Origin of the sequence: Sulfurimonas sp. (genome assembly GCF_018698455.1) — a bacterium.
Lineage (GTDB): Bacteria > Campylobacterota > Campylobacteria > Campylobacterales > Sulfurimonadaceae > Sulfurimonas.
In genome coordinates this window covers 40,829-65,524 of the sequence record NZ_JABIOQ010000071.1, presented here as the reverse complement: position 1 = coordinate 65,524, position 24,696 = coordinate 40,829, and the positions used below count along the sequence as shown (strand labels likewise).

Annotated in this window: 29 protein-coding genes; 8 read left to right on the top strand and 21 right to left on the bottom strand. The window is 34.0% G+C overall.

Going from position 1 to position 24,696, the window contains the following annotated elements; genetic code table 11:
* Nucleotides 1–729 (bottom strand): aspartate--tRNA ligase (gene aspS / locus HOG88_RS10445; protein ID WP_295005910.1); only part of this gene is annotated, 729 nt, incomplete at its 3' end.
* Between the two features lie 85 nt (nucleotides 730–814).
* Between aspS and HOG88_RS10440 the strand changes: the two genes are divergently transcribed.
* Nucleotides 815–1,669 carry an NAD(+)/NADH kinase gene (locus tag HOG88_RS10440; RefSeq protein ID WP_295005914.1) on the top strand — a complete coding sequence of 285 codons (855 nt, stop codon included), beginning with the start codon at nucleotides 815–817 and terminating at the stop codon, nucleotides 1,667–1,669.
* Between the two features lie 8 nt (nucleotides 1,670–1,677).
* On the opposite strand, the gene HOG88_RS10435 is transcribed toward HOG88_RS10440, so the two are convergent.
* Both HOG88_RS10435 and HOG88_RS10430 read right to left on the bottom strand, forming a co-directional pair.
* On the bottom strand, nucleotides 1,678–1,929 hold the full coding sequence (locus HOG88_RS10435) for a hypothetical protein (protein WP_295005908.1): 252 nt from the start codon (nucleotides 1,927–1,929) through the stop codon (nucleotides 1,678–1,680).
* Between the two features lie 8 nt (nucleotides 1,930–1,937).
* On the bottom strand, nucleotides 1,938–4,040 hold the full coding sequence (locus HOG88_RS10430) for a hypothetical protein (RefSeq protein ID WP_295005906.1): 2,103 nt from the start codon (nucleotides 4,038–4,040) through the stop codon (nucleotides 1,938–1,940).
* A 151-nt stretch (nucleotides 4,041–4,191) separates the two neighbouring features.
* Here HOG88_RS10430 and adk point away from each other — a divergent pair, with 151 nt between their 5' ends.
* Nucleotides 4,192–4,839 (top strand): adenylate kinase, encoded by a 648-nt coding sequence (adk, locus tag HOG88_RS10425; protein WP_295005905.1) that lies wholly within the window; start codon nucleotides 4,192–4,194, stop codon nucleotides 4,837–4,839.
* 67 nt (nucleotides 4,840–4,906) lie between these two features.
* On the opposite strand, the gene thiI is transcribed toward adk, so the two are convergent.
* The 6 genes from thiI to HOG88_RS10395 are packed head-to-tail and all read right to left on the bottom strand — an operon-like array spanning nucleotide 4,907 to nucleotide 9,615.
* Nucleotides 4,907–6,373, bottom strand: a complete 1,467-nt coding sequence (gene thiI / locus HOG88_RS10420; protein WP_295005903.1) for a tRNA uracil 4-sulfurtransferase ThiI — start codon at nucleotides 6,371–6,373, stop codon at nucleotides 4,907–4,909.
* Nucleotides 6,374–6,425: 52 nt separating this feature from the next.
* The gene (locus HOG88_RS10415; protein ID WP_295005901.1) at nucleotides 6,426–7,358 is read right to left on the bottom strand and encodes a hypothetical protein; all 933 of its coding nucleotides are present in this window, start codon (nucleotides 7,356–7,358) and stop codon (nucleotides 6,426–6,428) included.
* Nucleotides 7,359–7,385: 27 nt separating this feature from the next.
* Nucleotides 7,386–7,838, bottom strand: coding sequence for a hypothetical protein (locus HOG88_RS10410; RefSeq protein WP_295005899.1), 453 nt, complete (start codon nucleotides 7,836–7,838; stop codon nucleotides 7,386–7,388).
* Nucleotides 7,839–7,866: 28 nt separating this feature from the next.
* Nucleotides 7,867–8,427, bottom strand: coding sequence for a DUF1629 domain-containing protein (locus HOG88_RS10405; RefSeq protein ID WP_295005898.1), 561 nt, complete (start codon nucleotides 8,425–8,427; stop codon nucleotides 7,867–7,869).
* 10 nt (nucleotides 8,428–8,437) lie between these two features.
* Entirely contained in the window at nucleotides 8,438–8,821 is a 384-nt protein-coding gene (locus tag HOG88_RS10400; protein WP_295005896.1) for a group III truncated hemoglobin, read from the bottom strand.
* A gap of 44 nt (nucleotides 8,822–8,865) precedes the next feature.
* Nucleotides 8,866–9,615, bottom strand: coding sequence for a 3'-5' exonuclease (locus tag HOG88_RS10395; RefSeq protein ID WP_295005894.1), 750 nt, complete (start codon nucleotides 9,613–9,615; stop codon nucleotides 8,866–8,868).
* A gap of 248 nt (nucleotides 9,616–9,863) precedes the next feature.
* Between HOG88_RS10395 and HOG88_RS10390 the strand changes: the two genes are divergently transcribed.
* On the top strand, nucleotides 9,864–10,211 hold the full coding sequence (locus HOG88_RS10390; protein WP_295005892.1) for a hypothetical protein: 348 nt from the start codon (nucleotides 9,864–9,866) through the stop codon (nucleotides 10,209–10,211).
* Nucleotides 10,212–10,231: 20 nt separating this feature from the next.
* The gene (locus HOG88_RS10385; protein ID WP_295005890.1) at nucleotides 10,232–10,441 is read left to right on the top strand and encodes a hypothetical protein; all 210 of its coding nucleotides are present in this window, start codon (nucleotides 10,232–10,234) and stop codon (nucleotides 10,439–10,441) included.
* Here the strand turns inward: HOG88_RS10385 and HOG88_RS10380 are convergent.
* The 6 genes from HOG88_RS10380 to HOG88_RS10355 all read right to left on the bottom strand — a co-directional run bounded on the left by HOG88_RS10380 (nucleotide 10,438) and on the right by HOG88_RS10355 (nucleotide 15,022).
* A complete protein-coding gene (locus tag HOG88_RS10380) occupies nucleotides 10,438–10,914 on the bottom strand; it encodes a leucine-rich repeat domain-containing protein (RefSeq protein ID WP_295005888.1) in 477 nt (158 codons plus the stop codon). The genes HOG88_RS10385 and HOG88_RS10380 overlap by 4 nt on opposite strands.
* 22 nt (nucleotides 10,915–10,936) lie before the next feature.
* Nucleotides 10,937–11,515 (bottom strand): pseudouridine synthase, encoded by a 579-nt coding sequence (locus HOG88_RS10375; RefSeq protein WP_295005886.1) that lies wholly within the window; start codon nucleotides 11,513–11,515, stop codon nucleotides 10,937–10,939.
* Nucleotides 11,508–12,755, bottom strand: coding sequence for a TIGR03862 family flavoprotein (locus HOG88_RS10370; protein ID WP_295005884.1), 1,248 nt, complete (start codon nucleotides 12,753–12,755; stop codon nucleotides 11,508–11,510). The genes HOG88_RS10375 and HOG88_RS10370 overlap by 8 nt, the downstream gene beginning before the upstream one ends.
* A complete protein-coding gene (locus HOG88_RS10365) occupies nucleotides 12,755–12,991 on the bottom strand; it encodes a hypothetical protein (RefSeq protein WP_295005882.1) in 237 nt (78 codons plus the stop codon). Before HOG88_RS10365 ends, HOG88_RS10370 begins: the two co-directional genes overlap by 1 nt.
* Before the next feature lie 178 nt (nucleotides 12,992–13,169).
* On the bottom strand, nucleotides 13,170–14,054 hold the full coding sequence (locus HOG88_RS10360; RefSeq protein WP_295005880.1) for a thiosulfate oxidation carrier complex protein SoxZ: 885 nt from the start codon (nucleotides 14,052–14,054) through the stop codon (nucleotides 13,170–13,172).
* A gap of 71 nt (nucleotides 14,055–14,125) precedes the next feature.
* Nucleotides 14,126–15,022, bottom strand: coding sequence for an AEC family transporter (locus HOG88_RS10355; RefSeq protein WP_295005878.1), 897 nt, complete (start codon nucleotides 15,020–15,022; stop codon nucleotides 14,126–14,128).
* 100 nt (nucleotides 15,023–15,122) lie between these two features.
* On the opposite strand from HOG88_RS10355, the gene HOG88_RS10350 reads away from it, so the two are divergent.
* From HOG88_RS10350 to HOG88_RS10335, 4 genes are read left to right on the top strand one after another with little or no spacing between them, the layout of a single operon-like run.
* Nucleotides 15,123–16,190 carry an ADP-ribosylglycohydrolase family protein gene (locus HOG88_RS10350; RefSeq protein ID WP_295005876.1) on the top strand — a complete coding sequence of 356 codons (1,068 nt, stop codon included), beginning with the start codon at nucleotides 15,123–15,125 and terminating at the stop codon, nucleotides 16,188–16,190.
* Nucleotides 16,190–17,335, top strand: coding sequence for an iron-containing alcohol dehydrogenase (locus tag HOG88_RS10345; protein ID WP_295005874.1), 1,146 nt, complete (start codon nucleotides 16,190–16,192; stop codon nucleotides 17,333–17,335). Before HOG88_RS10350 ends, HOG88_RS10345 begins: the two co-directional genes overlap by 1 nt.
* 15 nt (nucleotides 17,336–17,350) lie before the next feature.
* Nucleotides 17,351–18,415, top strand: a complete 1,065-nt coding sequence (locus HOG88_RS10340; protein WP_295005872.1) for an HD domain-containing phosphohydrolase — start codon at nucleotides 17,351–17,353, stop codon at nucleotides 18,413–18,415.
* 51 nt (nucleotides 18,416–18,466) lie between these two features.
* Entirely contained in the window at nucleotides 18,467–19,387 is a 921-nt protein-coding gene (locus tag HOG88_RS10335) for a manganese-dependent inorganic pyrophosphatase (RefSeq protein WP_295005871.1), read from the top strand.
* 247 nt (nucleotides 19,388–19,634) lie between these two features.
* Here the strand turns inward: HOG88_RS10335 and HOG88_RS10330 are convergent, their stop codons facing one another.
* The 6 genes from HOG88_RS10330 to HOG88_RS10305 all read right to left on the bottom strand — a co-directional run bounded on the left by HOG88_RS10330 (nucleotide 19,635) and on the right by HOG88_RS10305 (nucleotide 24,671).
* Nucleotides 19,635–21,302 carry an AMP-binding protein gene (locus HOG88_RS10330; RefSeq protein ID WP_295005869.1) on the bottom strand — a complete coding sequence of 556 codons (1,668 nt, stop codon included), beginning with the start codon at nucleotides 21,300–21,302 and terminating at the stop codon, nucleotides 19,635–19,637.
* Nucleotides 21,303–21,673: 371 nt separating this feature from the next.
* Complete coding sequence (locus tag HOG88_RS10325; RefSeq protein ID WP_295005867.1) at nucleotides 21,674–22,414, bottom strand: NERD domain-containing protein; 741 nt, start codon at nucleotides 22,412–22,414, stop codon at nucleotides 21,674–21,676.
* 54 nt (nucleotides 22,415–22,468) lie between these two features.
* Complete coding sequence (locus HOG88_RS10320) at nucleotides 22,469–22,882, bottom strand: hypothetical protein (protein WP_295005865.1); 414 nt, start codon at nucleotides 22,880–22,882, stop codon at nucleotides 22,469–22,471.
* Between the two features lie 40 nt (nucleotides 22,883–22,922).
* Nucleotides 22,923–23,279, bottom strand: coding sequence for a type II toxin-antitoxin system RelE/ParE family toxin (locus tag HOG88_RS10315; RefSeq protein ID WP_295005863.1), 357 nt, complete (start codon nucleotides 23,277–23,279; stop codon nucleotides 22,923–22,925).
* Nucleotides 23,276–23,548 carry a type II toxin-antitoxin system Phd/YefM family antitoxin gene (locus HOG88_RS10310; RefSeq protein WP_295005861.1) on the bottom strand — a complete coding sequence of 91 codons (273 nt, stop codon included), beginning with the start codon at nucleotides 23,546–23,548 and terminating at the stop codon, nucleotides 23,276–23,278. Before HOG88_RS10310 ends, HOG88_RS10315 begins: the two co-directional genes overlap by 4 nt.
* 118 nt (nucleotides 23,549–23,666) lie before the next feature.
* On the bottom strand, nucleotides 23,667–24,671 hold the full coding sequence (locus HOG88_RS10305) for a PD-(D/E)XK nuclease family protein (protein ID WP_295005859.1): 1,005 nt from the start codon (nucleotides 24,669–24,671) through the stop codon (nucleotides 23,667–23,669).
* Nucleotides 24,672–24,696 lie beyond the last annotated feature (25 nt).

Here is a 24,696-nt window from a genome sequence, read left to right as displayed (position 1 = left end):
TTGAGTACAAAAACTCATTTCAACATCTATCTGAGTAAATTCTGGTTGACGGTCAGCACGTAAATCTTCATCACGAAAACATTTTGCTATTTGGAAGTATCTGTCAAATCCACCAACCATTAAAAGTTGTTTGAAAAGTTGTGGAGACTGTGGAAGTGCATAAAACTCACCATTGTGAACACGTGAAGGCACTAGGTAATCACGAGCACCCTCTGGAGTTGATTTAGTAAGGATTGGTGTTTCAACTTCAAGAAAACCATTTGCGTCAAGAATATTTCTAGCAGCAATAGCGGCTTTTGAACGAAGACGAAATACTTCATAAATGTCTGGATCACGAAGCTCTAAGTATCTATACTTAAGAGTTGTCTCTTCCCCAACATTTTTATCACCTATTACAAAAGGAACAGGAGCAGATTTATTTTCTATTATAAGTTCATTGATTATTATTTCAATTGAACCAGTCTTTAAACGTGGGTTTGTTAAACCTTCACCACGAAGACGAACAGTTCCCTTAGCAATTAGAACAAATTCATCACGAACACTATTTGCAATTTTATGTGCCGAGGCACTATCTGCTGGGTCACAAGTTAACTGAACCAAACCAGTTTTATCACGTAAATCTATAAATATAATACCACCGTGATCACGAGAGTTATTTGCCCAACCTGTTAGAACAACATCTTGTCCTACGTTTTCTTCTGTTACATCTGTACAATAATGAGTTCTCAAAATATAGAGTCCTGTATAAATAATTTTCGCGATTATAGCTAAATATAGTATAATAAATGAAATGATTAATACAAAAGAGCAAAATTTGGAACTAAAAACTATAAAAAAAATTGGTGTAATTTTAAGACCATCTACCCCAGAGTTAAAAAATAACTATTATGAACTAGAGAAAATTTTCAATGCTCATGATATAGAAGTTTCAATAGATAGCATTAGTGCTGGAATGATAGGTATTATGGGAATGGAGTTTGATGTTTTATGTCAAAATTCAGACATCTTAGTGACTATTGGAGGAGATGGAACACTTATCTCTACAGTAAGACGCTCTTTTAAGTATGATATTCCCGTTCTTGGCGTTTATTCTGGGAATCTTGGGTTTTTAGCAGATGTAAAGTTTGATGAGCTTGAAGATTTTGTTAAACAGTTAAGCTGTGGTAACTATAGAGTTGATGAGAGAGCTGTTTTAGAAGCAGAATTTATACAAAATGAGAAAAGCATCACAAGGTACGCATTTAATGACATTGTTCTAACTCGTCCTTCCGTTTCAAATATGATACATGTAGAAACACTTGTTGATTCTAAGGCTTTTAACACCTACTTTGGTGATGGTGTCATCGTTTCAACACCAACTGGGTCAACGGCATATAACTTATCAGCTGGTGGACCAGTGCTATTTCCTCTTACAAATGTTTTTGCACTTACACCAATTTGTCCTCACTCTCTAACTCAAAGACCAGTTGTCTTTCCCGGTGAGTTTTCTATTGAGATGAAAACTCCTAAGGAAAAAGCTCTTCTTATTATAGATGGACAAGATAAACATGAATTAGAGCAGGGTAATAGTATACTCATTGGACTAGCACAAACCAAAGCAAAACTTATTCACAGAGAAGAGTTTAATTACTTTGATGTGCTCAAAGAGAAGTTGGGGTGGGGTGAGTAGAGTAAAACTTAGTTTGCTCTTGTTATTGTTGAGCTTCCTTTGAGAAGAACTACTGTCGTTGTATCACTTTGAGTCTCTTTTTTGATAGATATTTCTGTGTTTGGTGAAGTTTTCTCTAAACGATCACCTTCGTATACACTGTAACTTTTATCTAACTGCATATCTACTACTATCGCTTGCGAAGTAGATGTACTACTACCGGAACTACCGCCACATCCAACTAAAAGAATCAATGTTAAAACTGTAAAAATAGACCTCATTATATCTCCTAAAATTGTATACCATCATCAGGTATGGTTGTTGTAATTTCTACACTATCATCGGTTGTTGTCGTGCTGATAATATTCTCTTCTCCAACTAACTCATTAAAATAATCTTTGATAATATTTGTCAGGTAGCTTACTAAAGAGTCCCACCAACTTTCTTCTTGTATTGGTATTTCTGGATTTGTAAGATTTATATCTTGAACATTGTCATTTTGGATTACTAAACATTTTTTATCATCTATCCCATTTGGAAATGGATTATTAAAGCAAGAAATATAAGGATAATCACTTGCTAGAATATTGCTTTTTTGAATTGCAGCAGGAGACTCAAGACCTAAAGAAAGAGGACCTTTGAAAATTTTACTAAAAACTTGACTACGAAGTTGTTCATGCTCAAAAAATTTAAATCCATGGGACTCATCGCTTTCGTAACCATGAAAATGATCCTGTGTGTCATTAAAGTTCTCTAAACGTGGGTAGGGAGGTGCTTGGTGTAGCCACTGATGATTTCCATCAATGGTTTTTATTGCACCAAAGAGAATATTGAAGTTGTTGTCACTACTTGCATACTGATAGTATTGGGAAACATTTGCCGTAGCGATAAGTCTATTTATCTCTAATTCAGAGAGTAGAGAGAGTTTGCTTAAAACAACAGCGTTGTACATAACATGATACATTTGAGGATTTAACTCACCATTCATGTCCAGACCCATCTCTAGCTTAACTCGTTCTGCTATATCGTTGATAAGAAGTAATTGCTTTTCACTATCGTCTATTGAAAATTGCTCATTTAACGATTGTTCGCTAACTGCTTGATCTCTTACTGTGATAATCTCCAAAGCGGCAACACCAACAAGGCTCACGATACTTGAACCTAACGATCCTGAGAGAGTGTTTACTTCACTTTTTAAGTTAGATAAACCTGTAAAATTAGTTTTATCTTTAACAGTATCTAAAAAGGAGAGTTTGTCTTTGGCTTGTGCAGTAATATTACAAGTTTCTTCTACTACTTGTGCTGCGAGAGTAGTAGGGTCTGTAAACGATGCTGCATAACACTGAAGCCATTCTGTAAGCTCTGAGTATGTGTCAGCATCTTGGTTCATAAATCCTTGACTCATACGGGAACTCATTTTAATATACTCATCTATTGCATGATCTATCTGCTCTAACCATGCAGCTTTGAAACTATAGACAGGTAGAGAATAGTCGGTTTTAAGTAGGGAAAGAGAATCTAATTTTTCAGTAAGAAAACTTTTTTCTTCACATGCTTCATCTTGAGATGAAAAGATAGAGAGGAAATACTTACCCAGATACCATTGTGTATCACAATCTATAGATGCTTCTTCTATATCAATGTTTAAAGTGTCTTGTGTGTCTTCATCGTCAAGACCTGCAATTTTTTGTCTAAAATCATACATCATAGCAAGGTAGTTTGCAGTACTTGAAAGTGCATACTGCTGTGCTACTTCATCATTCATAAGTAGTGTGTTTTTAATGAAGTTTATAGGTAGTTCATCATCAACGGCAACTAGTTGGTATGCTTCACCAAGGTCGGTTGCATTTACATCTTTAAATGATGGAAGCCTATCACTAATAAATTTTTCTAAAAATATATGGCGTTTCTCAACATCGGTCTCACCATCATTCATATCAAAAATATCACCGGAGTACATATTTACATAGGTATGAGCAAAGGTATCGGCAGCTCCATGAGCTAAAAATCCATAAGCAAAAGCTTTTTCTTGAGGTGTTTGAGCTTTTGAAAGTAGCCATTTAAACCAAACATCGCTTTTCCATCCTGTAGTAATTTCAGTGGACTCATCATCTATAAAACCATCTTCAAGACCTGGATGAACTGTAACTTGTCCACCAATAACATCAGGAAATCCATCCGGACCTATGTTACCCATTCGGTATATCTTTTTATTTTCAAGTATTGAAGAAACGATACTGGGGTCAACGAAGAATTCTCCATAAGGAGGGATGGTAAGCTTTGAGTCTTCAAGATCGTTAATAACCTCTTGAGCTATCCAGACATGACTACGAGTATCAAAAGCAGAGAGTTGAGAAGTAAGTAGTAGTGCCGATAATAATAATAATTTCAAATAGTAACCTTAGATTGAATAATAATTTTTTATTATAATTAAATTAATATTAAACCTAAATAAATAGTGTATCCTAGCTTTAAACCCGTTGTTTATACCAGCTTTAAACTCATTGTTATATAATGCGGTAATTAAATACTTAGGAAAATCTATGAGAATAATTTTATTAGGAGCTCCTGGTGCTGGAAAAGGTACACAAGCTCAATCATTAACAAAAAAATATGGTATCCCTCAAATATCTACGGGTGATATGCTTCGTGCTGCTATTAAAGCAGGTACAGACATGGGAAAAATGGCAAAAGCTGCTATGGATGCTGGACAACTTGTAACGGATGAGATTATCATTGGTCTTGTCAAAGATAGAATTCTTGAAGATGATTGTAAAAATGGATACCTTTTAGACGGTTTTCCACGTACTCTTCCTCAAGCTGATGCGGTTACAAACGCGGGTATAGAAATAGATGCCGTAATAGAGATAGACGTTGCTGATAGTGTCATCGTTAAGCGCATGAGTGGTCGTCGTGCTCACTTAGCTAGTGGTAGAACATATCACTTAGAGTATAACCCACCAAAAGTAGCAGGTAAAGATGATGAAACTGGTGAAGAGCTAGTTCAGCGTCCAGATGACAAAGAAGATGTTGTTATTGATCGTCTAAAGGTTTATCATGAACTTACACAACCTCTTATCGGCTACTATAAAGAGAAATCAAATACAGTAAGTACTTTAATTTATATCACTGTTGATGGTACAGCTCACATAACTGATGTGGAAGCGGCTATAACAGCTAAGCTCGGATAGTTTCGCATTAAATCACTGCTGGAGTAAGTGGCTATATACCACTTATCTTCATTAAACTTTTTAAGAGTTATACTTTTGGTCTATAAACCCTAACATTCTCACACTTGTACTCATCACGTAAATACTGAGCATGGAGTTGACTCATAATGCCTTTTTCACAGTAGAGTAGGTACTCTTTGTCTTGCTCTAATTTTGGAAACTCTTTTTTTAGCTTATGAAAAGGTATTTTGATGCTTTTAAATGAAGTTTCTATGCGCTCATCTTCTGGACGTATATCTATAACTGTATACTCACTAGTAGTTAAATCTTCAACTACTTCTATTGCTTCTAGATTTTTGACATCATCCATAATATCATGAACATAAATAGACTTAGCATTTGTAACTGCATCATCTAGCACTTCATAGTTAAACTTTTGTGCTATTTTTTCCATACGTTTAAAAGAGCCATGAATAATAGGGTTTTGTGAAATAACTCCACAGTACTCAGGCATAGTCTCAGCAAACTGGCGTGTACCAATATCGTTTGCTATAGAGATGATTTCAGGCTTATTCATAGTGGAAAGAGGGCGAAGTATAAGCATGTTGCTTACTTCATCTATAAGAGCAAGGTTTCGTAGCGTTTGGCTTGAAACTTGAGCAACACTTTCTCCTGTAACAAGAGCGTCTATTTCCATATCATTTGCTACTTTTTCAGATGCTTTGAGCATTAAGCGTTTAAGAGTAACACCCATATATGTCGGTGGAGTTGAGCGAAATATCTCTTCTATGACATCTTCAAAGTCAACGGTAACAAATTTTACTTTATGAGAAGAGCCAAACTTGGACCATAGGTAAAGAGCTACTTGTTTCACTCCTATTTCGTGAGCATTTCCACCGAGGTTAAAAAAGACAAAGTGAGTTTTTATGCCGCGTTTCATAGTGAGGTAAGATGCAACCGTTGAGTCAAAACCTCCTGACATTAACGAAAGAACATCCCCTTGTGTACCTATTGGGAAGCCACTGAGCCCTTTGTACTTTGTCGTGATGACATTGAGTTGGTTTTCTATGAGCTCCATTCGTACCGTGATCTCTGGATTTTTCAAGTCAACCGCTTTTGCTTTTGAATGAGCAAGAAGATAGCCACCAACAGTCTGTTCTAGCTCTACTGAGCGAAAGTCGTGTCTTCCCATACGTTTTGCCCTTACTACAAAGGTTTTACCTTCTAGTGAGTCTACGACAAGCTCGCCGACTTTAACTTTTATCTTATCTAGGCTATCCATATCATTAAACTGTAATGCTTCTAGTATCTGCTCGATCCCTGAAGTATCTAAAAGCCTTTGTCTTACTTCAGCTAAGGTGTTAAAAGGTGCTACTACTTCTATCTTGTCGGAAAACTTTCTAACAGCTATATCTGAACTGATTTTTTCTAAAATACTAGTAAGGTTTGTGTAGAGTTGTCCAACCATTTGGCGTTTGGCAGAAGAGCCTTTTATCATGATTTCTGGAAAAAGTTTTAATATGAATTTTTGAGTTTTAGAAGGTGTGTTATTCACTATAGTAGCCTTGTTGTTATATGGGTGTAATTATAACATAAGCTACTATATTTTAGCTCTCTTGGCGTTTACTTATAAGTGCCGAAAGTGGTATTTGAATGATGTATGCGAACATTATAGGAAGTAACATCGAAACACCGAAAGTAGTTGAGGAAAAGGTAGAAATTACTAACGCTAGAGTGATGTAGCGTGTAAATGTATGCCAGTAGGCAGCTCTTTCTTGGGGCGAATTACTGTTGTATAAGAAGTGTGAAACTAAAAAGATAGAAAAGTAAAATACTAAAACAGCGATAAGTGAGATGTAAATGAGTTCTGGTTGAAAATCATATATTTCAAAAAGAGTCTGAGCATTTTGAAGTGCAAATAGATAAAAAACAATAAGAAACATACTTATGTTACTGATATAACTTTTTTTCTCTTCTATAAATCTCTTTAGTGGTTTGATGAAGATGATAACTCTACTCACTATAAAAGGAATAATTATAAGAAGTATTATAACTGTTCTTGCAAAGTTACTTATGTTTGCACCATCAAGATAGTACTGAGAAAAGTAGTCTGAAGTATAGATACCAAACTGATGAAGCATCAGTAAAGATAAAGAGACAAAAACTAAGTTAACAAAAAGAAGTAAAAAGCCAAAAGAAGCATCTCCTTGTGAGCTTTTAATCCAGTACATAGCCATGCCTCCACCACTTAAAACCGATAGAAGAAACAAGCCAGCTGCAATACCAAAGTCATTCGTTAAAAGCCCTATACCAAGTGCAATAGTAGGAAGAAGTAGATAGTTAATTAAAAGACTTTTAAGTAGAACTATTTTATGAATATACAGAAGTGTGATATCTGAAAATTTGACATTAAAAAGTGTTGGCATGATAAGTGTAATACCTGCAAATAGACAGATATTCTGACTAAAAAGAAAACCATAGTAAAAGTGCCCATATGTTAAGCCCAAGATGGCTCCAATGAGAATATAAATAATTTTCATGTTGACTCCTTAGTAAAGTTAACTCTATTATACACCTTCTTTTTCTAATTTGTTCATTAAATCAATTTCTCTTTGTGATGTTACAGTTCTTTTTAAATAGTCCCAAAACACTTTTGCTGATGCAACTACTTCGAGCCACTCAGGGTCTTTTAAAATAGTCTCTGGGTTTTCATCTGGTTCGTCATAAAAAACGGCAAGAGTGTGAAATGCACTTGCTTTCTCAGCTTCTTCTTTTGAAACATTGCCACACGCAACGGCTTTCTCATAAGCATCGTCTAATGCCAAATTGTCAAAATAAGCAGAGATACATTCCTCAAATGAAGACTCCCAAACTTCGCCATTAGGCCAATTAGCCTCAGAACCTTGAACCCAAGACATCTCTTGTAGCTTCGCGTTTGAGAACTCAAAAATACAATAAATCCAGTAAAGTCTCCATCTTTGTTTTAGTTCTACATCGCTTATATCTGCTGTTAAATTCAACTCTATCCTTTAAAATGCTTTTATTATTTTAGACTGTTCTATTATATTCTTTAGTATTTTTAAAACTAATACCCTCAAAGTCCATCGCAGATAACTTCTCTTTGAGTTCTTCATTTATGATAATTAAACCCGGAATGTTATGAAATCTAAAGAGATTTAACCCACCCGTTTTACCATGGTCTATGGAAAATTGTGTAATGACTGTTTGTTGATCAGCCGTTTGTTTAAACTGACTGTTTTCTCTATCCATGCAAGCGATGATGCCCGTAACTATGGCTAACCAGTACTCGGCTAGAACCTCTTTTGTTTCATAGTCTGTGATAACTACAGGATAGTAGTCTATGTTTGTAACACCACACTCATCTAATGCTTCTTTCATTTTATTAGAAAACAGAGGAACACCTGGGTTAATGATGTCTGTATAAACTATGACTTCATCTTCTTCAATGTCGGCTGGTATTTCTATTGGTAGTTCATCAAAAATGGGCTTTTTACCCATGATGGACTCTATGAGGTCTATTTCATCTGGAAGTTCCAAAAATGGTGCATAGCGGTTAGGAGACACTTCATCAAAAATATAATATTCCATGAAAAGCCTTCTAAGAGAGCTGCAGGTTACGTATAAAGTTACCCGCGATGTTTTTACTTCTTGCAAGAAACTGTTGCGCAATTTGTGGTTCATAAATAGTGTTAAGAGTTACGAAAAATAGTTTCATCCACTGCTCAAAGGCTTTTATGCTTAACTTATCTTGGAACTGAACATGAGGAGCAAATGGGTTGCCATTGTATGTAAAGTCTCCCAATGCGATGGAAGCCCAAAAGTTAGTTAAAAGCTCAATATGTGCTTGCCACTTATCACCTTTCATATCTTCACCGAGAACATCTTTAAAGATTGGTCCTATAAGGTCATCTTTTAGTACTCTTGTATAAAAACTAACGACTAATTTATTTAAATTTTCTTTTGTTACTTCATTTGTTAACATAGTGTGTATAAACCTTTAAAAAATTCTTTTATTGTTGTGTAATTTTACCATACTTTAAAATTCTCTTGAAACCATGGTGGCATTGCTTTGTTGACAAAGGGATAAGTATTTAACAAGTGTATAGTGACATCGTAAGCTATACATGCATCTTCTGCCGCATATTTGACTTGTTTCTCAGACAATGTTTTATCTTCCCAGTTTGATGTAGATATTTTTTTTGATTTTTGTAAATTTCTTTTTAGAAATACTGTCGCTGCTTTTTTCGCCCCAATACTATTTCGTGAAGTAAGCCTTGTGAGAACACCATCTATATCTATAGTAGCTCTCATCTTTACAAGAAACTCATCGTATAGGGCTTGTTTGTCGCCAACTAAATTGACTCCAACCTTAACAGTGTTTTCATCTCCAATGAGTCTCATCAGTGAACTTAAATCATTGATTTGTTTTACTTGTATGAGATGACATTCAGTTGGTGTAGCAAGTTGAATAAGGGCAACTCCCTTTGCTTTTTCACCTTTTTTAAAAGTTGGTTTTTGTTCACTGTCAAAACCAATGATTTTTATGTGTTTGAGTGACTCTATGGCTAGCTCTAAGTCCAATGTGTTTTGAACAATATTTATCTTTCTACCTTCAGTCGTATAAGGAGGGTAAGTGTCAGTTACATCTTGTTTTGGAGCATCTAGTAGGGTAAAGAACTCTGTGATGAGCTTAAGAGACTCTGAGCCATGAGACAAAACTTTTGCTAAAGCTCTATCAAGCTCTTCAACTACTTCTTCTCCCGCAAATGCACGCATTAAATCTAGTCGTTTTTTATCTGATAATGTTTCGATTATTTTTATTTTGTATTCCTTACTATATCGTGATTATATACTTTTTAGAATTCAACAGTATAACACTGTTTATTGCTTTTTTTATGATATTACATCGGTATGATTAAATATATATTCATTTAATAACGAGAAGTAGTATAAAAAACTTATTGTATTTACAGCTAAATTAGTTATAAGTCTATATTAATAATAGTCTACTAATGGAGAGAACAATGTCAAATAGTGAAGTAACATCTGATATAGAAGAAAAAGGATATACAGTAATTACATACGAAGAGGAGGTTGAGTTTGCATATACTTTACCTGATGATGATGAGCCAAAAGTTACAGAACGTGACTTAACCTTAATTTGGGAAGATACTGTTGAAAAGTTCATAGAAGAATATGGAACTGAGAAACCTTATAAAGTCAATAGTTTTAAATTAGAACATCATTATAATTTTTTTGTTAATCAGGTAGAGGAGCGAACCGATGCTCTTATAGAGGATGTACAAGAAGAGATAGCTAACAAAACGAAATTTGGCTTTGACTTTAGTGGACAACTCCATAACGACGACTAAATACTTCTGAGACTAAAACAGTGGAATATGAATTTATAGAGTTTAAAGTAGGCCAGAGATGGGATACTCGTATGGGTAAGAGATTTATTATCAAAGAAATTCGTGAAAACGACGAGTATCCTCTTGTATGTATAAGTATGGATACTGGCAAAAAATATTTTTTTGATGAGGATGGTTTTGAAGTTGCAGGTTGTCCTACTGATAATGATTTAGTGGAAAATATTTCTTAGCATTTATATATTTTAAGTAATGGTAACATTGTTTGCATATCTTCGAGAGTAGAACACTCTAAAGGGTTGTCAGAAACATCTAGGTAAGCCATAAGAGGGAAGTGACTTAAGTCTGGAAGAACGCAAAGCTTGTTACTATGTATGACTAGTTTTTTTAATCTCTCCTGGCTCTGTAGGACAGCGATATCTGTTATAAGATTATTCGCTAAAAAGATAAACCGTAACTTTGGTAAAGTCTCAAGTGTTGAAATATCCTTTATCTTGTTCCCAGTAAGTGCTAGTTTATGCAGATTTGGCATTTTTGATAAAAGACTGATATCACTAATGTTGTTCTCAGATAAAGAAAGTGCCCCAATCCATGAAACATCTAGTAATTCTTTTGGTATCTCTTGGAGCTCTAGGCCTTTAAGGTCTAAGTAACCCAAGTTTTCTTTTTTAGTGACTTCTATTCGTCGTAATGCTTCTTTAATCACAAGTCATTCCTTTTCGTGTAAATTACTTTAGTTTTAGAAGAAGACTTTTTTCTTCTTCTTGCGAGAGAAAACACCACTCACCACTTGAAATGTTGAGCTTATAGCTACCGACGCTAATCCTGCTCAAGCTTACAACTTTTAGAGGCGTTCCAAATTTTGGATCTTTAAGAGAACCAAAAAGCCGACGGATATGACGATTTTTACCCTCGTTTATTTGTATTCTAAGTTTTGTTTTTGCACCACCCATGCCTATCTTTTCAACTACAAGAGCTTTGAGTAAATCGTCTTTACTTTTTACTCCTTTTAAAGCCTGTGCAATATGCTCATCCGTTACATGACCTCTAACCCAAATTTCATATATCTTAACACAGCCACCGGGCTTGGTCAACAGGTTACCAGTTTTACCATCGGTTGTGAATAGCAAAAGTCCTTTAGACTCTAAGTCAAGGCGTCCTATGGGCATCCACTGATCATCAAAAACCCAATCAGGTAAAAGATCATAAACAGTTTTTCGACCAAGTTCATCAGACCGCGTGACAATATAACCCTTTGGTTTGTTGAGTGCTAAGAGTATTTTCGAATCGTTCGCCGTGCTATCCATTAGCCGAGTTCCTTGTTTGTAACAATTTTAAAAGACCTTCTGCCGCTTGTTTACCTTGAGCCATCACACCAGTTAAGAGATAACCTCCAGTAGGGGTTTCCCAGTCCAGCATCTCGCCAATGCAATATACACCAGGAAAATCCTTGAGCATAAGCCCTTGGTCTAAGTTGTCAAACGCTAATCCCCCTGCGGTACTAATAGCCTCCCCAATAGGTCTATAGGACTCTAGGGTTAGGGGGAGTTTTTTAAGAGTCTTTGCTACTAGTTCTGGCTCCGACAAGAGCTCCTTTGCCAAGACCTCTCGTAGTAAAGAAGCCTTAATTCCATCAAGTCCTAGTCGCTTCCAAAATGCACTCAAACTCTGCTTTCCTCTCGAAACACTTAGCTGTTGCTGGAGCTTACTTTGGCTACGATGAGGAAAGAGGTCCAAATAAACTGTAAATGGAGACTTCTGCTCCATCTGTTCTCTTAAAAATTTAGAATGTGTATAGATTAGACTTCCCTCAACTCCATATGTACTCACTAAAAGTTCACCCAGTTTGGACTGAAGATTACCCTTAATGTCTGTAAAGCTAAGTTCTACATTTTTTAAAGGAGTTCCTGAGAATTTTTCTTTAAATATCTCTGAGAAAGTTACATTAAAACCCATGTTCGCTGGTTTAAGTGGGCTTATGTTTAGCCCTTTGTCTTTGAGCAAGCTTGTCCATGCACCTGTTGAGCCTAAACTCGGCCAAGAAGCACCGCCTAAAGCTAAAATAACGGTGTCAAAGGAGTAATCGATGAGACCATCTGGCGTTTGGAACTGCCAAATATCTTTCGACCAAGCCACTAGTCGATGTTTCATTTTGAACTGAGTACCATTTGCTTTAAGTTTATGTATCCAAGTACGCAGTAAGGGTCCGGCTTTTTTATCTAGCGGATAAACTTTCCCAGAGGAGCCAACAAAGGTTTCAAAACCAAGGTCTTGTGCCCATAACTGCATGTCATTTGGGCTAAAAGTATCTAGTGCAGGTTGTAAAAAGTTTTCTGCTTCAAAATAACGGCTAGAAAAGAGGGGAGAGTCTTCGGCATGTGTTAGATTTAAACCACCGCGTCCAGCCCGTAAAAACTTACGTGCGGCAGAAGGCATGGCATCAAACACTGTGGGTGAATAACCCGCGTTTGACAAAATCTGTGCCGCCATCAGACCAGCAGGACCAGCACCGATAATAGCAATTTTATGAGATAAAGTCTCGGGCATTAGTCAACAGCTATGGCTGCAAACTCTGCTTTTTTAGCTTCTAGCCACTTTTGCATTTGCTCAGGGTCTTGCATAAGTACTAACATCTCTTGTATGACTTTAACATGTGACTCGTCTTTTTCTTGGAACATTTGCATACCGTGAGCTCTACTTAACTCAGCCATCTCGTCAAAAGACTCAGCCTTAAAGACCTTGTCACAAGCTCCACCGAGTTGTTTGCATGTCATAGTTTTCATTTTTTACCTTATATGTTTAAATTGACTTAATTATAGCATTATTCTTCATTCTTTTTTTTAGGTAAACAGTTGTAAGTTGTTTTAATCCACGAATCAAATTTATCATTTTTTTCAAATTTCATAATGTCGTACATTTCAGGATTAAGTTTTTTTAAGGTTTCTTTACAGAGGTTTAAATTTAAAACATCCATTTCTTTCCAAGAGTTATGGCTTTGCCATTTTTTTGGATACCTAGAATTTTTGAGGCTTTGTAAGCTTCTTGTTTAACTTTAAACACCTTATCATGTAAAGCTAAGCGAAGAATTACATCTCGTGACTGGGGGCCGTATGCCACTTTAAGCCTAACACTAAAGTCAATAATACTTTTTTCTTGTACAAAGTATTGAAATACAAACTTAAGTTCATCATCACTAAAGTGCCTACTGTTGTCTATAATCTCCGTATAGGTAGTTACTCTGTCAGATTCAGTTGCAAAAATTGCAATGGACTTTGCTTTAATATTACTCTGGACTCGAACAGTAAGGGGACGATTTCCAGTAATTGCGGTTCCTGCTATAATTTTTACTTTTTCACTTTTGATAATATCTATCTTTCCAAATAGAGTTTCTATTGAGCTACTTAGTTTTTTAATACTATTACTATTGTCTTTTACTATTGCTTGTTGTGCTATATTATATGCTGATTGTTGTATTGGTTTAAAAGGATGGTTTTTTATTTTAATGGAATAATATTTTGTAGTCAGACGATTGTTATTATCAATAGTTTCTGTTCTCAATTCAGAACTATTTTTTTTAGAACTACTTTTTATTTTTTTAACCGTTTTAACCTCTCGACCATTATTATCTTTAGTGACAAGTTCAAGAGTATCGCCACCCTCGTAGTTATATTTAAATTTTAAAAGAGGATTTTTACTCAAGTAAGGACTTGTGCTAACATCAAAAACAATACTATCTCCTACCTTAGCCCAAACATGAGTAATAAAGTCAGTCTTGTTTTTATCTCCATATATTTTCTCGGCTTGGTGCGGAGTCAATATAAGATGTTTAATAGTTTTTCCTTTCAAACTTAATTAAAGATATTGTATCCAAAAAGATCATAAGTATTTTATCGTCTTATGATGGCTTCTTCCTTTCTCTAAAGAACTGTAAAAAACATCCAACTAGTAAGTAAAGAAAGTATCGTTCCATAACCAACAACGGCAGAACTAAGTCTTGGGGAAAGACCTGCCATAGATGCAACTGCCCCAGCTGTTATCATAGGTCCCATAGCTGACTCTATTATAGATATGTCTGCTACTGTGTTCTCCCATGTAAATAGATAAGCTATACAAATTGCTATTACTGGTGCAAGAAGTAATTTAACTCCTATAGCAACTGCAAAAGGTTTCATGTCTTCTTTTGGTAGTTTAAACTTTAGTTGCAATCCTACAGATACCAGAGCAAGAGGTATGATAGTACTTGCAAGTGAAGAGAGTACACTTGTTATGACGGGGTGAAAAGTTGTGCCTATAAAGAAAAGAGAAGTGAGGAGTGCTATAAATGTAGGAAATGTGATGATTTTAATGGCTATGGCTTTGACATCAACATTATCTTCTCTAGAGTAGTAAACAGATATAAATGTTCCATATGTCGAGAGAACTATAAAAGAACCTAGCTGATCGTATATAAGAACATAGGGCAGGGCAGATTCTCCAAAGTATGCTTGGATTACAGGTATACCTACAAAAGAAGTATTTCCAAGAACTCCTACAAGCATCAGAGAAGCAGTAACTTCACGAGAAAACTGTAATACCTTAGAAATATAAAAGATAAACAATGCACTAAACGCCATAACTCCATAAGATATTACAACGGGGATGATTATGTCAAATGAAAAAGTAAGCTTAGGTATTTGTAAAAACACCATTGCCGGTAGAGAGATATATAAAATAAATTGATTTAAAATAATGGGTGTATTTTGAGCAAATATTTTTTTAAAATTAATTATATAACCTGTAAAAATAGATACGAATATGAGTGCGAAGGTTTCCATAGGCGAATTATATCGTAGTTGAGTTTATAAACTAAAATATTTTTTAATGAATAGATTAATAATACTTAGATAAAATCAAAGAAAAAAATAGGTAATTATTATGAATAAACCAACTAAACAAGAAGCTATAAAAGGTGCATTTTTCGGAGCTATAGTCGGAGATGCTTTATGTCTAGGTTCTCACTACGAGTACGATGCAAAAAAGATATACGAAGCATATGGTCAAAAGCCTATAGAGAAGTTTATGTCACCTGGAGAGATGATGGGTGGAGAGACTAACGGTATAGGTTGGGGACAAAGAAACTATCATCCAGGTAAGAGTGCTGGTGGTACGACAGACTATGGTGATTACAATATAGTGGTACTAGAACACTTGTGCGCTATTAGTGATGAAGTGAGAGAGTTTAAAGTCGCAAGTATTATTCCTCATTGGATGGACAGACTAGAAAATAGTTGGGGTTCATGGATATGTACAATGACTAAAGAGACATACTCTCAAGTTAAACAAGGTGTTCCAGTTGAGAGACTCGGTGGAATATCAAACGCGATGGCTATTCGTCATGTTGCAGCTCATGCTTACTATGATGATGAAAACACACTAGTAGATGTAGCAAGAAAGTCTATGTTTACACATAGAGATGTACATGCTCTTGGTGGTGGTGAATTCTTTGCTCGTGTTACACATAGAGTTATAAATGGAGAAAAACCATCTGATGCCATTGAAATGGTAGCTGTACAGATGGGTGGCTTCTTTGCTGACAAGGTAGCTCAGGCTATTACTAAGTATAAAGAAGAGGGTGATGAGAACTCTGCACTCCATAAAGAACAATTTAATGATGATCTAGCTATTACAAGTATGGCTAGACTTTGGGACATTGGTAGAAGCGAACCTATTAAGGTTGGTAAAGCGAGCCCGACAGAGGGAACACTTCCCGGAGCTGTTTACTTTATACTCAAATATGCAGACAAAGAAGATGGACTTATAAAAGCACTTCAAGCTAACACAATGGTTGGTGGAGATAATGCTTCTCGCTCTATTGCTATAGGTATGGTACTTGGTGCATATATGGGTGTAAACGCGATACCTCAAGAATTCAAAGATACACTTACTCAGTGGGACTACTGTGAAGGCATGTTAAATAAACTGCCGCTATTAAAAGGAAACTAATGAACGATTTTACTTACTACAATCCTACAAAGATAGAATTTGGAAAAGCCAAAGAAAACAACATAGGTCAATACATAAAAGATTCAGGTGTTAAAAGTGTACTCATTCTTACTGGTAGCTCAAGAATTAAAGACAATGGTGTTTTCAAACGTGTAACTGATTCTCTTGACTCTGCTGGTATTACTTATAAGGCAGTAGAAGGTGTAGTGAGCAATCCATTACTTTGGAAAGTAAACGAGGCGATCAAAGTTGCTAAGGATAACAATCTTGAAGCTGTACTTGGTCTTGGTGGAGGAAGTGTAGCTGACTCTGCAAAAGCAATAGCTGCTGGTGCTATGTACGACGGTGATGTTTGGGACTTTTTTATTCAAAAGGCCGTAGTAACTAAAGCACTTAAAGTTTTTACTATTATGACATTAGCAGCAACAGCAAGTGAAATGAACGGAAATTCAGTTATTATGAATGATGAAACGCAGCAGAAGTACTCTATAGCTTCTGTACTTCTAAACCCTGTAGTATCAGTTGTAAACGCGGAGTTACAGGCTAGCGTTACTCCTGAGTATCTTGCTTACTCTGCTGTGGATATCATCTCTCATACTATTGAAGTGTATTTTACGGCTTCAGTGCATCCAAACTTTAACTCCAGAATAGTTGAGAGTATCATCAAAACTGTGATGGAAACAACAGAGATTCTCATTGCTAATCCAGATAATTATGATGCAAGAGCGGAATTTGCATGGGTTTCAGCGCAAGCGCTTAATGGTCTTACACCAGCTGGAACATTAGGGGGGACTTTTCCAAACCATTGTATAGAACATTCTCTTTCTGCTTTATATAATGTAGCTCATGGAGCAGGTCTATCTGTTGTTATACCCGCTTGGATGAAATGGCATAAAGACCAAAATATAAAACAGTATGAAAGATTTGCAAAAGAAGTATTTGGCAAGAATAGTGCAGACGAGGGAATAGTAGCTCTTGAAGCATGGTTTGATAAAATAGGATCACCAACCACCCTAGAAAAAGCAGGTATACCTCGTGATGGAATCAAAGGTTTAGCGCAGAATGCTCATGAACTTTCAAACTTATGGGGCTTAGGTTCGATTTATACTGTTGAGGTTATAATGGAGATATTAGAAAAGGCATAAATACCTAGGAAGCAGATGATGAATGAAAATTATGAAATTATGATAGTTGACAGTTTAAGCGAAAATATCATAATGGCTAAGAGAATACTTCATAATGATAAATACAACTTTACAGAAGCTCTTAGTGCGAAAGAGGCAATAGAATTTTTAAAACATAAACGCTTTGACTTGATTTTACTTGATGCTTATTTACCTGATATTGATGGATTTCATTTGAGTAAGATTATTAAAAATACTCCAGCTATTAAAGATACTCCTATATTTTTCTTAACTGATAAAGATGATGCAGATTCAATAGAAGAAGGATTTAATGTTGGTGCTATTGATTATGTTACTAAACCTTTTTATCCTGCAGTACTACAGTCGCGTGTAGAAAATCATCTTGAACATTATAGATACAAAAGGGTGCTTGAGTATAACAATATTTTTTTAAATAAAGAGATTAAAAGTGCAAAAATACAACAAAATTCATACCTAAAGCAAGCACAAAAAGAGATTATGTATATTTTAACAGAAATTATTTCTTCTGACAGTGATGAAGAAGCCTGTCACATTAAAAGGGTTACCAAAATTGCTAAAGAGCTAGCTATATTAGAAGGACATTTAACGACTTCAGAGGTGGAGACAATCTCACATGCCTCACCCTTATATAGTATTGGAAAATCCCTGATTAAAAGTAATGTCTTACAAAAAAAGACAAAACTAACTCCGCAAGAATTAGAAGAAATACATCAATACCCAGCTCTTGCCGAAAATATCTTAAAAAAATCAAAAAATGAACTTTTAAAAGCTGTCCGTATCATAGCTTCACAGCACCACGAAAATTATGATGGAACAGGCTATCCAAGAGGTTTAAAAGGTGAAGAAATTCATATTTTTGGTCGTTTAGTAGCTATAGCTGATGTTATAGATTCTATAACACATGATCGTGCTTATGAAAAAGCATGGAGTTTTGAGAAGTCTGTTAAGTATGTTGTTGGGCTTAGTGGTACAAAATTTGATCCAAGACTAGTAGATCTTTTTAGTGACAACTTAGAAGTCTTTAAAGAAATTATTGAAGATTATCCTTGCCAAAGCTAATCTAATAAAAGTGTAGTATAATTTCAAAAAAAAATTATAAAGGCTTTATTTATGTCAGTATATGTTTTCGGACACAGAAATCCAGATAGTGATTCTATTGTAGGTGCTATCGCAATATCATACTTAAAAAATCAACTAGAAGATGAAGAATATATTCCTTCTCGTCAAGGTGATATCTCTGATGAAACAAGATTTATTTTAGATAAATTTGATGGTCAACTGCCAATCCTTAAAACTTCAGTAGCCGGAGAGAGAGTTTATCTTGTTGACTCAACAGATAAGGCACATTTCCAAGATGATATTGATCAAGCAACTATCCTTGGTATTATCGATCACCACAAACTTGGTGACATAATGACATCAACTCCTTTAGAATGTTGGATAAGACCTATAGGATGCTCTAACACTGTTGTTAAAGAGGTTTATGATGCACTAGGTGTTACTATTCCTAAAGATATCGCCGGTATGATGATGATGGCTATTTTAAGTGATACGGTTATCTTTAAATCTCCGACATGCACAAAAGCAGATACTAAAGCAGTAAAAGAGTTAGCAAAAATAGCCCAAATAGAAAACTATAAAGAGTTGGCTATGGAAATGTTTATAGTAAAGTCTGCAACAACAGGTGCATCGGCTAGAGATTTAAATACAAAAGACTACAAACCATTTGATATGAATGGCTACAAAGTAGGTGTAAATCAATTAGAAATGATTGATATCTCAGCTCTTGACGATAGAAAAGATGAAATCTATGCAGATATGATTGTTATGAAAGAAGATGAAGGCCTTCATACTATGTTAGTTCTTTTAACAGACATTATGAAAGAAGGTTCTCAACTTCTTTGTGTAAGTGATGATGCAAGTAAAATTGAGAAAGCATTTGGTAAAAAACTAGAGAATAACCAAATGTGGTTAGATGGTGTTTTAAGTCGTAAAAAACAGGTTATCCCTTTCGTTCAACCTCAGTTTTAAATCGTTTAATAGTGTAAAGCACTTACAATATCTCCAATAATAGCTCTATGATATAGATAGGGCTGTTTGATGTTTCGTATAACAAATCTTCCGCCAGAAGTAGTAACAACTTCTAACATTCCAACATCTAAATTTTTTTTAATACACTGTTACTATAAAAAGTATTTGATATCTGAGCTCATACAAGAATAGATATATCCTTGTGTATAATTTTATTAAGCTTTTTAATTATTTCTTCCTATAAAAGTTATTCAACATATAAAAAACGTTTGATTTTTTTAGTAGGTGTCTTTACAAAAGGCTCAACTTGCTCAATAAACTTTACCATTTTAGAGTAAGAAGCCACCTTGGTATTTACATCGATTCTTATCTCTTCAAGTAGTTGTGTGATTTCTTTTTTTATTGCTTCATCTGTGTGTTTATGCGCGTCTAACATTTTATCGATAAGTGCATAATCAAAGTGTACTTTAGTGATGAGTCTTTCGTCTCTCATCATCACTAGTGAATCAAGAATTGCCTCATGCTGGTTTATAATTGCTTCAATCTGTTCTGGAAAGATATTTTCTCCCCCTTTACCTATAATGACATTCTTGCTTCTACCACTGATAAATAAAAAACCATCCTCATCAATATAGCCTAGGTCACCAGTTAAAAACCAGCCATCTTTTATAACCTCTGCAGTCTGTTTTTCATCTTTATAATAACCTAACATTAAACTTGGTGATTGTATAACTATCTCACCTTCGCCAGTCTCTGGATTTTTATCTCGTATTTCCATATTTACATAAGGAAAGGCAGTTCCTGTTGATTTAAGTTTAATAGTCTCACCTAAAATTGAACCGGCAAGAAGAGGGGCAGTTTCTGTTAGACCATAACCTATGATGTATGGAAAATTTGCCTCTTTTAAAAATGACTCAACAAAAGGTGAAACACCAGCTCCACCAATACCAAAGAAACGCAGTCTTCCTCCAAAAGTCTCTATCAGTTGTTTTCCAGCTATTTTGTTTAGTTGTTTTCTTATAAACGGAATTTTATACAGATTTCGCATTAGAAACGAACCTGTAAATTTTGGTAAGATTTTATTTTTGTAAATTTTTTCAATAATAAGAGGTACACTGACCATCATTGTTGGCTTGACAATACTAAAGGCTTTTAGTAATACACTTGGAGTTGGTACTTTATCTATGTATACAACACTTGATCCATGTAAAATTGGAACTAGAAGACCAACTGTACATTCAAGTGTATGTGCAAGGGGTAATATAGATAAAAATACATCACTAGGTAGTATTTTTATTTTTGAGTGAGTTGAGAGTGTATTGGTTACTAGATTTTTATGAGAAAGCATTACACCTTTGGAATTCCCAGTTGTTCCTGAAGTATAAAGAATTGCTGCTATATCATCTTCACTAGGAATTGTTTGTTCTTTTTTCGTATGAATTTTTTGTTTTATTTTTTTAAGATAGCTATGGTTTGTGAGCTCATTGATAATAGTGAGGTCATCAAGTTTTATAGCTAAACATAGTGCTGAATTTTCAAACTCTTCTATAGTAGCTTGATGTTTTTGAGATACAAAAATAGCTTTCGCTTCAGAATGCCTTATAATATGGTGAACATCAGAAGTATGAAAGTCTGGAAGTATGGGAACGATAACAGCTCCAAAGTATGTCACACTAAAATAGGCGACAGCCCAGTTTGGTGAGTTCTCACTAAGTAGAGCTACTTTGTCACCTTTTGTTATGCCATGTGATTGGAGGAGAGCTACCATAGTTGATACATTTTCACCTAAACTTTTATAAGTCATAGGTTCTTCTTCAAGCTTAGAAAGAACGGCCTGTGAATTATATAGTTCTATAGAACGATTGAGTAGGTTATTTAACGTAAAGTTTTCTAAGTTTTCATAAGGGTAATTCATAGTTAATCTCTTGTTGTGTAAGTTTATTTAGTATTATTATACCATGGATAGTGCTCTTGTCATGAATGCACTTAATGAAGCATATACTCGTATGTTTTTTTTTAAATTTTTTAGCTTATACTATTTTTGATTTTTCGTTAGAAGTAATGTATCGGATTGAATCACGAGGCAAAGTTATGTGTAGAATTATTGCTTAAAAGTCACATAGGAGTTTAGTCCTATGCTAACGAACTCTCTTATATAAATAGGAGGTTCACAGTATACTCTAAATTGAAGAAAATCTATAAAAAAGAGATTGATAATATCATTTTTATTTTTAAACCAACAGGTAGTTATTCGCCGCTAGGCTACTTATTTGCTCCTATGTTTTGTTAGATAACTTGTGCAGTATATCTACATTTTGGATAACTACTACAGCCATAAAATTCATTATTTTTAGTGCTACCTCGTTTTGAAATTCTTTTTACTAAAGTGTTTCCACATCTAGGGCATAAATTTTTATTTTCTTTTTCTTGAACAATATCTTTCACATGTTGAACATGCTCTATATGTGTTTTTAATGTATTAGATAATCGTTTCTCAGTAATCAGTAAGTTAATATTTATAACTTCTTGCTCTGAAAGTAACTTCATTGTTTTAGAATTTATGAATTTAATAAATCCTCCAGCATATGTTACATTTACTGGCATTTCCGTTTTAAAAGTACTATCTCCAACAAAAGTAATAATTGAAAATATTTTATTTTTATCAATTTTAAAGAGTGCTTCAAGGGTTTTAGTGTGTTTATAGTTTTGATGCAGTGGATTTTGAAATTTATTAGTATGTTTGTATATCTTTTGAGTCCAAGTTTTTTGATTTTCATCTCCAAAAATCCACCCTTTCATATTCTTAGTTTCAATTACAAATATTCCATATTTTGAAACTATAATATGATCAACTTGAGTTGTACCATCATTAGTTCTAATAGTAACATTCTTAAATAAGTGATACTCATTTTTATTTAATCTTAGAGCTATTGCTAAATTTACTAAAGCTTCACCTATTATGCCTTTTCCAAATGGAGATTTAACAAATATTAATATCAATACCATTAAAATAAAAATCGTTGTCATTTCTGTAATGTTCCTTTGTCTATCTAACGATTGTCGTGAGCAATAATTTTCCCGTTAGGGTAAATTATTGGTCTCCTCGTATTTGTTAGTTGTGTCAATGACTTCTTTAGACCAGCCTTTAGTCATGTTGTAAATTAAAATTAAACCTACAATCGTTCCTATTGGGATTGCTATCAAAAGTAATACTCCAGCTATAACAGTCACGATTCTTGCCCAACTTTTTTTCTTCTTTAATTCTTTTGATAAAACATAAAAAAATATTGATTTCAAACTTAAAATAAAAATAAGTGAATACCTTTTTTCATAGCTATTGATAGCTTCCATATTATCAAGCCCAATGGGGTTGGTAAAAAAACTAATAAGTAGAGCGATAACTCCAAATATGCTAACTATCATTGGAAACTTAATTAAATTAATACTTAATTCCAGTGATGTCGGTTTTTTATAATACATTTTTGCCTTTGTCAACTAACGACTGAAGATAGCCAATAAATTACTTAATGGTAATTTATTGGCTACTCTGTTTTGTTAGTATATGCCCTCTTAATAATTTTTGTAATAACAACTCTTCTACATTTTGTCTTGAATCAAAAATAGCCATAATAAAAACAGTGTCATTTTCAATTTTATATATAATTCTCCAAGGTTGAACAATCAGTTCTCTATAAATAGTTATACCTTCTTTTAGAAGTTCAGGAACTACTCTACCTCTTAAAGGAAAAAAGTTGCTAGATTGTGCTTTTTCTTTTATTTGTCCATAAACTTTTCTTGCAGCACTTAAACTATCTTTTTTGATATAATCGACAATATTTAAAAGGTCTTCTTTTGCATTTGAAGTCCATTTAACTTTATAAATTTTACTCACTTGCTAAGAAGTTCTTCAACAGAGTCAAAAACATCTTCGGAGTCATGAAGATTTCCACTTCTAATATCTTCTTCTGCAAATGAAAGAAGCTTCATTATAGCAAGAGCATTTTTCATATCTTCATAACTCTTTGGATCTTGTATAACAGCTTTAGCTTCACCATTTTGTGTGATTATCATAGGTCTATGAGTCTCATTGATATATTTTAAAACATCAGCTGCTCTACTTTTTAGATAGGTAACAGGCTTTATGTCATTTACAATTTGCATAAAATCTCCTTCAGTCCTTTTATTGTACCAAATTAAGACTTAATCTTCAAGTGTGATGCTAACGGTTGAAGATAGCCAATACATTGCCGTTAGGTAATGTATTGGCTACTCTGACTTGTTATACATATGTATATTTGTTTAGCTTAATTTCTTCAATTTTATGAATAAACTCAATAGTTTTATCTATATCAATAATCCCATCTTTATCAGTTTTTCTAAACTCATTATCTAAAATTCCAATACTTACACTTTTCCCAGTTCTAACAACTCTTGGTTTAATAATTTTAATATGATTTTCATCATGTAAAATATGATGTTTCCATTTATGCACAATATCTTTTTTAACTTTTTCATTATTATCAGAATAGAGTTTAATTTTTATTTTTCCAACATATTTATCATTTTGCCAATTAGTTTCAATTTGTAAATATACATGGTATGTTTCTTTTAAATCCCAGTTCCACCAAAAACCTAAAAATCCACCTTGTCTATTTGAAACATAATCCCAGTTCCCATCTTTAAGTTTTTCTTGAAGCTCCATGTAAAAGCCTTTCCAAGCATTCCATGACCATGTATTAATAGGTTTTGTTTTATAACTATTAATTCCATCTTCAATATTTTGTAAGTAATCTGTATAGTTTTCAATAATATCATTTGAATATTTTATACTTGTTAAAATATTGAGAAAATCTTTTCGCAAATAAATTTTATATCCATTTTCTTTTACATTTTTGTAGTTACTTTGGTCTCCAGTTTTAAAGTAAATTGGTAGAATTTTTGTTTTACTAAAATTTTTACTTACTTTATCAAAGTATCTTTTTAATTGGTCAGAATGATTTTTTGTATTTGTTTTATATTCAATTATAATTGAATATTCATCGTTAATGATACATAAAATATCAATATTTTCATATTGTTTTATTATCTCAATTTTTTGATATTCTTTTGGAATGTCAATGTCTTTAAATTTTTCAAATAATGAATTTAAAAAATTTATAGCTAATGTGTGTAAATTCTCATCAAATGCTTTATTCTCTAGTTTAGCCCATTCTAAAATATAACAGATAATCGCATCTTGGCTTAATTCACTTGTCGCATAATTAAAAATATTTGGTTTGTTCATAATGTTCCTTCTTTGTGTATAACGG

Coding starts and splice junctions, on each gene's coding strand:
- HOG88_RS10435 (WP_295005908.1), bottom strand. CDS start 1,929: ATGAGGTCTATTTTTACAGTTTTAACATTGATTCTTTTAGTTGGATGT.
- adk (WP_295005905.1), top strand. CDS start 4,192: ATGAGAATAATTTTATTAGGAGCTCCTGGTGCTGGAAAAGGTACACAA.
- HOG88_RS10415 (WP_295005901.1), bottom strand. CDS start 7,358: ATGAAAATTATTTATATTCTCATTGGAGCCATCTTGGGCTTAACATAT.
- HOG88_RS10405 (WP_295005898.1), bottom strand. CDS start 8,427: ATGGAATATTATATTTTTGATGAAGTGTCTCCTAACCGCTATGCACCA.
- HOG88_RS10400 (WP_295005896.1), bottom strand. CDS start 8,821: ATGTTAACAAATGAAGTAACAAAAGAAAATTTAAATAAATTAGTCGTT.
- HOG88_RS10395 (WP_295005894.1), bottom strand. CDS start 9,615: ATGCGTGCATTTGCGGGAGAAGAAGTAGTTGAAGAGCTTGATAGAGCT.
- HOG88_RS10390 (WP_295005892.1), top strand. CDS start 9,864: ATGTCAAATAGTGAAGTAACATCTGATATAGAAGAAAAAGGATATACA.
- HOG88_RS10375 (WP_295005886.1), bottom strand. CDS start 11,515: ATGGATAGCACGGCGAACGATTCGAAAATACTCTTAGCACTCAACAAA.
- HOG88_RS10370 (WP_295005884.1), bottom strand. CDS start 12,755: ATGCCCGAGACTTTATCTCATAAAATTGCTATTATCGGTGCTGGTCCT.
- HOG88_RS10365 (WP_295005882.1), bottom strand. CDS start 12,991: ATGAAAACTATGACATGCAAACAACTCGGTGGAGCTTGTGACAAGGTC.
- HOG88_RS10355 (WP_295005878.1), bottom strand. CDS start 15,022: ATGGAAACCTTCGCACTCATATTCGTATCTATTTTTACAGGTTATATA.
- HOG88_RS10350 (WP_295005876.1), top strand. CDS start 15,123: ATGAATAAACCAACTAAACAAGAAGCTATAAAAGGTGCATTTTTCGGA.
- HOG88_RS10345 (WP_295005874.1), top strand. CDS start 16,190: ATGAACGATTTTACTTACTACAATCCTACAAAGATAGAATTTGGAAAA.
- HOG88_RS10340 (WP_295005872.1), top strand. CDS start 17,351: ATGATGAATGAAAATTATGAAATTATGATAGTTGACAGTTTAAGCGAA.
- HOG88_RS10335 (WP_295005871.1), top strand. CDS start 18,467: ATGTCAGTATATGTTTTCGGACACAGAAATCCAGATAGTGATTCTATT.
- HOG88_RS10330 (WP_295005869.1), bottom strand. CDS start 21,302: ATGAATTACCCTTATGAAAACTTAGAAAACTTTACGTTAAATAACCTA.
- HOG88_RS10325 (WP_295005867.1), bottom strand. CDS start 22,414: ATGACAACGATTTTTATTTTAATGGTATTGATATTAATATTTGTTAAA.
- HOG88_RS10310 (WP_295005861.1), bottom strand. CDS start 23,548: ATGCAAATTGTAAATGACATAAAGCCTGTTACCTATCTAAAAAGTAGA.
- HOG88_RS10305 (WP_295005859.1), bottom strand. CDS start 24,671: ATGAACAAACCAAATATTTTTAATTATGCGACAAGTGAATTAAGCCAA.